Genomic DNA, 7,810 nt, shown 5'->3' with positions numbered 1-7,810 from the left:
TAGCCAACTTTAATGGATCAGTACCACAGGTAACCTATACAGTAAGTGATGGTACCAATACAGCCAACTCAACATTAACCATTACAGTAAACCCAATTAATGATGCACCAGTAGCTACAAATGATACAGCAGGTACAGACCCTGGAGTTGCTATTGATATTCCAGTGTTAAATAATGATAATGATTTAGATGGAGATACAATTACAGTAAGTAGTATTACTGTGCAGCCTACAAACGGAACAGCAACTATAAATGCAAACGGAACTATAAAATTCACTCCAAATGCAGGAGCTAATAATTTTTCAGATTCTTTTACATACCAAATTTCTGATGGAAATGGAGGTTTTGATACAGCTGTTGTAAATATAACAGTTCCAATTTCACCTTTCCCACCAGTTGGAAATCCAGATACAGGTTCTACAAATGAAGATGTAACTCTTAATGTAAATGCTGCAAATGGAGTCCTTAAAAATGATACAGATGGAAACCTAGATGCATTAGCAGTTGTAGATTTTTCAGTAAATGGTTTTACAGGAACTATCACAGCAGGAACAGCATTTAATATACCAAATGTAGGTTCAATAAAAGTGAATACAGATGGTAGTTATGAGTTTATTCCTGTAGCTAACTTTAATGGTTCAGTTCCAGAAATTACTTATACAGTTACTGATAATTCAGGTTTAACTACAAATGATACAAGTACATTAAACATTACAGTAAATCCTGTAAATGATGCACCAACCGTTGTTGCAGATACAAACTCAACAAATGAAGATACAACTTTAACAGTTCTAGCTGCAAATGGTGTTTTAGCCAATGATACAGACATAGATGGAGATGCAAAATCTGTAAAAACATTTACAATAGGTTCTACAACCTATAATGCAGGAGACACAGCTAATTTAACTGAAGGAACATTACAATTAAATTCAGATGGTGGTTATGTATTTACACCAGCATTAAATTTTAATGGAACAGTACCACAAGCAACTTACACAATGACAGATGGAACTGTAGATTTAACAAGTACGTTAGATATTACAGTAAACCCTGTAAACGATCCACCAGTTGCTGTAGATAATTTAGGCACAACAACAAATGAAGATACACCAGTAACAGTTGCAACTATTGGCGCAAATGATACAGATGATGGAACAATAGACCCATCAACAGTTAGATTAATAGATCCAAATAACGCATCTAATATTGGTAATTCTACAACACCTTTAGTAATTACAAATGTTGGTACTTACACAGTTAACTCATTAGGAACTGTAACTTTTACACCAGTTGCTAATTTTAATGGTAATGCAAATATTAAATATACAATTAAAGATAATGATGGCGTATTTTCTTCAAACGAAGCAACTATAGGAATTACTGTGAACGCAGTAAATGATATTCCTGTTGCAGTTGCAGATACAAATTCTGTTGATGAAGGAGCAACTTTAAGTGTAAATGATGCAAACGGTCTTTTAAAGAACGATTCAGATGTAGATGGAAATCCATTAACTGTAACTAAAATTACAGTTGGAGGAAATACCTATAATGCAGGTGTTACAGCAAATTTAACAGAAGGTATACTAGTTGTAAATTCTGATGGTAGCTACACATTTACACCAGCAGGAGATTTTAATGGAACAGTTCCACAAGTAACATATACAGTTTCAGACGGAACAACAACAGTAACAAGCACATTAGACTTAACAGTAAATCCTGTAAATGATGCACCTGTTGCAAATCCAGATACAAATTCTACAAATGAAGATACAACTTTAACAGTTTTAGCTGTAGATGGTGTGCTTAAAAATGATACAGATGTAGATACAGGAACTACATTAATGGTAACAACTTTTTCTGTTGATGGGATTGCAGGCGCAAATACAGCAGGAAACACAGTAACTATTCCAACAAAAGGAACAATTAAGTTAAATGCTGATGGGAGTTATGTATTTACACCAGTAGCAAACTTTAATGGGGCAGTTCCACAAGTAACATATACAGTTTCAGACGGAACATTAACAGACACAAGTACGTTAGATATTACTGTGAACCCTGTAAATGATGCACCAGTTGCAGTCGCAGATACTGGCTCTACAAATGAAGATACTCCTTTTAATGTAACAGCCGCAAACGGATTATTAAATAATGATTCTGATACAGATGGTAATCCATTATCAGTTACTAAAATTACTGTTGGAGGAAATACTTATAATGCTGGAGATACAGCTAATTTAGCTTCAGGTACATTAGTCGTAAATTCTGATGGTAGCTATACATTTACACCAACAACCAACTTTAAAGGTGCAGTGCCACAAGTAACGTACACAGTTTCAGACGGAACAACAACAGTTACAAGCACATTAGACATTACAGTTAATTCTGTAAATGATGCACCAGTTGCAGTCGCAGATACTGGCTCTACAAATGAAGATACAGTATTAAATGTAACAGCAGCAAACGGAGTTTTAAATAACGATTCAGATATAGATGGAGATGCTTTAACAGTTACAGCAATTACAATTGGAGGAGCTCCAAAAACAGTTGGTACAGATATTATTTTAATAGAAGGTACACTTAAATTAAATGCAGATGGTAGCTATGTATTTACACCAAAAGCTAACTTTAATGGTACTGTTCCTCAAGTTACATATACAGTTTCAGACGGAAGTTTAACAGCTCAAAGCACTTTAAATATTACTGTTTTACCAACAAATGATGCACCAACAGTAGTTGCAGATACAAATACAGTTGCAGAAGATACAGTATTAAATGTGTCAGCAGCAAATGGAGTTTTAAAGAACGATTCAGATATAGATGGTAACCCATTAACAGTTACTACTTTTTCTATAAACGGAACGAGTTACAATGCAGGAGATACAGCAACTTTAACAGAAGGAACTATTAAAATGAATGCTGATGGAAGTTATATATTTACACCAGCATTAAACTTTAACGGTTCAGTTCCTCAAGTAACATATACAACTTCAGATGGAACAAATACCTCTAATACAACATTAGATATTTCTGTAACTCCAGTAAATGATGCACCAACATTAGTTGCAGATACTGGAACTACAAATGAAGATACAGTATTAAATGTAACAGCAGCAAATGGAGTTTTAAAAAACGATTCAGATATAGAAAATAACGCTTTAACTGTAACTCAATTTACGGTTAGCGGAACAAATTATCCAGCAGGAAATACAGCATCAATTACAGAAGGAACATTAAAATTAAATGCAGATGGTAGTTATGTATTTACACCAGCATTAAACTTTAATGGATCAGTTCCTCAAGTAACTTATACAGCTTCAGATGGAACAAATACAGCAACATCTACCTTAGATATTACTGTAAATCCAATTAACGATGCACCAGTTGCAGTTCCAGACACAAACACAACAAATGAAGATACTACCTTAAATGTATCAGCAGCAAATGGGTTAATCAACAACGATACAGATCCAGAAAACAATACATTAACTGTGACTCAATTTACAGTTAATGGAACAGTATATACAGCAGGAACAACAGCAACAATTACAGAAGGGACTATTAAAATTAATGCTGATGGTAGTTATGACTTTACACCAGCACTAAATTATAATGGAGCAGTTCCTGTTATAAATTATACAATTACAGATGGTACAAATACTACAAGCAGTACTTTATCTCTTTCTGTAAACACAATTAATGATGCACCAGTTGCAGTAGATGATACAAATTCAATAAATGAAGATACAACACTTACAGTTTCTGCTACAGATGGAGTTCTTAAAAATGATTCTGATGTAGATGGAAACGCAATAAATGTATCAGGTTTTGTAGTTGGAGGAACTTCTTATTTAGCAGGAGAAACAGCTACTATAGCTGCAGGAACTCTAAAAATTAATGCTGATGGTAGTTATGTTTATGTACCAGCAACTAATTTTAATGGAGCTGTACCTCAAGCAACATATACGATTACAGATGGAGTCTTAACTACAACTGCTAATTTAGATATTACTGTAAATCCAATTAACGATTCACCAGTTGCAATAGCAGATACTGGAGCAACAAACGAAGACGTTGCATTAAATGTAACAGCCGCAAACGGATTATTAAATAACGATTCAGACCCAGAAAATAGTGCATTATCTGTAACTCAATTTACAGTAAACGGAACAACTTTTACAGCAGGAACAACAGCAACCTTAACAGAAGGAACTCTTAAAGTAAATGCAGATGGTAGTTATAACTTTACACCAGCACTAAACTTTAATGGAGCTGTACCAGTTATAAATTATACAATTACAGACGGAACAAATACAGCTAACAGTACTTTAAATATTACTGTTAACCCAGTAAATGATGCACCAACATTGGTTGCAGATACAGGCTCTACAAATGAAGATATCACATTAACAGTTACAGTAGCAAATGGTGTATTAAGTAATGATTCAGACATAGAAAATAGTACATTAACCGTTACAAAATTTACTATTAATAGTACAGATTATCCTGTAAATACAACAGCAAACATTACACAAGGAATGTTGCAAATTAATACAGATGGTAGTTATGTATTTACACCAGCCACAAACTTTAATGGTGCTTATCCTCAAGTTACTTATACAGCAACAGATGGTACAGACACATCAACATCTACATTAGATATTACAGTAAACCCAGTAAATGATACTCCAACTTTAGTTGCAGATACCAATACAGTTGCAGAAGACGCAGTTTTAAATGTAAATGCTGCAAATGGTGTTTTAAGTAACGATTCAGATTTAGATGGAGATACAATTACAGTTTCTCAATTTACGGTTGGTGGCACAACTGTAACAGTAAACCCAACAACAGGAGGCACAAGAGTTATTCCAAATGTTGGAACGATTAAAATGAATGCTGATGGAAGCTACGATTTTACACCAGTTGCCAACTTTAATGGAGTAGTTCCTACAATTACTTATAGAGCAACAGATGGAACTAATACTGCAGATAGCACATTAAAAATTACAGTTACACCAGTAAATGATAACCCTGTTGCAACTGATGATAACTCAGCTACAGATCCAAATACAGCAGTTAATATTCCTGTATTAACTAATGATAATGATTTAGATGGAGACACTTTATCAATAAGTGCAATTACTGTTGCACCTACAAAAGGTACAGCTGTTATTTTTGATAATGGAACTCCAGGAGATACATCAGATGATAGAATTACTTATACACCTCAAGCAGGATTTAATAACGGAACAGATACATTTACCTATCAAATTTCCGATGGAAATGGAGGTTTTGATACAGCAGTAGTAACAATTGCAGTACCACAATCAGCATTTTCTCCTGTTGCAAATCCAGATACAAACGTTACAAACGAAGAAGTAACTTTAACAGTTGCAAATGGGGATGCAAAAAGCTTAACTAAAAATGATACAGATGCCAATTTAGACCCAATAACTGTTACTCAATTTGTAGCTGGAGGTATGACATATACAGCTGGTCAAACAGCTAATTTAACAGAAGGTAATTTAACAATTAATGCAGGTGGTGGTTACGTATTTATTCCTGCAGCTAATTTCAACGGAGCTGTACCTCAAGTAAACTATACAATTACAGATGGCACAGGAACACCAAATGCAAGTAGTACTTTAAATATTACTGTAAATCCAGTAAATGATGCACCTGTTGCAAATCCAGATACAAAAACAACTACAGAAGACACAACTTTAACAGTAAATGTTGCAAACGGATTGTTAAATAACGATTCAGACATTGATGGTGATGCATTATCAGTAAAAGAATTTAAAATAGGAGCAACTACTTATACAGCAGGTACAACAGTTAACTTAACAGAAGGTTCTTTAACTATTAATTCTGATGGAAGTTATACATTTACACCAGCAACTAATTTTAATGGGTCTGTACCACAAGTTACCTATACAACTACAGATGGAACTGTGGATGTAACAAGCACGTTAGATATTACAGTTACTTCTGTAAACGATGCACCAGTTGCAGTAAATGATTTAGGAAATACAACAAATGAAGACACTCCAATAACTATAAATACTATTGGCACAAATGATACAGATGATGGCAATGTAGTTCCATCAACAATTGTATTAATAGACCCTTCAAATCCTTCTAATACAGGTAATTCAACAACACCATTAACTATTGTAGGAGTTGGAACGTATGCAGTAGATGCTTTAGGAAACGTAACATTTACACCAATTGCAAATTACAATGGTCCAGCAAATGTTAATTATACAATTCAAGATAATGATGGTTTAGTTTCTGCAAACCAAGGAACAATAGCAATCACAGTTACATCTGTAAATGATGTTCCAGTAGTTGTTTCAGAAACTAACAACACAAATGAAGATACTCCATTAACAGTTACTGCTGCAAACGGATTATTAAACAATGATTCTGATGCAGATAATGATCCAATATCAATAGCAACATTTGTTATAAATAGTACAACATATAATGCAGGAGATACAGCTAGTTTAACAGAAGGAACTTTAGAGATATCTTCTGATGGTAGTTATATCTTTACACCAGCAGCTAATTTTAATGGTACAGTTCCTCAAGTAACATACAATGTTACAGATGGTACAGCAACAATATCAGGAACTTTAAATATTACAGTAAACCCAATTAATGATGCACCAGTTGCAGTTAATGATTTAGGTAATAATACAAATGAAGATACTCCAATAACTATAAATACAATTGGTGGAAATGATACAGATGATGGTACAATAAATCCATCAACAATAACATTAATAGACCCTAATAACTCTTCTAATATAGGAAACTCTACAACTCCTTTAGTTGTAACAAATGTTGGAACGTATACAGTTGATGCCTTAGGAAATGTGACATTTACACCAGTTGCAAATTATAATGGCCCAGCAAGTATTAATTATACAATTCAAGATAATGATGGTTTAGTTTCTGCAAACCAAGGAACAATTGGAATAACTGTTAATGCAGTAAATGATGCACCAGTAGCACAAGCCGACACAAATACAGTAACAGAAGACACACCATTAACCGTAAATGCAGCGAATGGAATTTTAAATAATGATACAGATACAGAGAACAATCCATTAACAGTAACACAGTTTACAGTTGGGGGCACAACTTATCCATCAGGAAGTACAGTAACGTTATCAGAAGGAACATTACAGATCAATTCAGATGGTAGTTATACATTTACGCCAGCTTCGAATTACAATGGCACAGTTCCTCAAGTAACGTATACAGTAAGTGATGGAACCAATACTGCGAATTCAACATTAGATTTGACAGTAAGTCCAGTAAACGATGCACCAGTAGCACAAGCAGATACAAATACAACAAATGAAGATACTCCATTAACAGTATCAGCAGCGAATGGAATTTTAAATAATGATTCAGATACAGAGAATAATACATTAACTGTAACAGGATTACAAATAAATGGAAGTGCAGCCACAGTTGGAGTACCAATTACCCTAACAGAAGGAACATTACAAGTAAATTCAGATGGTAGTTATACATATACACCAGCATCTAATTTTAATGGTGCAGTTCCACAAGTAACATATACAGTAAGTGATGGTACAGCTACAGCAACAAGTACATTAGATATTACAGTAACCCCAGTAAATGATGCACCAGTAGCACAAGCAGACACAAATACAGTAACAGAAGACACCCCATTAACCGTAAATGCAGCTAATGGATTGTTAAATAATGATACAGATACAGAGAACAATCCATTAACAGTAACACAGTTTACAGTTGGGGGCACAACTTATCCATC

Annotated in this window: 1 protein-coding gene; it reads left to right on the top strand. The window is 34.1% G+C overall.

The window, feature by feature from the left end:
- A partial coding sequence (locus tag ACY2RW_RS16025; RefSeq protein ID WP_490123746.1) for a cadherin-like domain-containing protein occupies positions 1 to 7,810 on the top strand: 7,810 nt, incomplete at both ends.

The organism is Polaribacter sp. 2305UL8-11 (assembly GCF_058147165.1).
The sequence above is the reverse complement of the archived record's forward strand: the minus strand, read 5'-3'. Positions and strand labels throughout refer to the sequence as shown.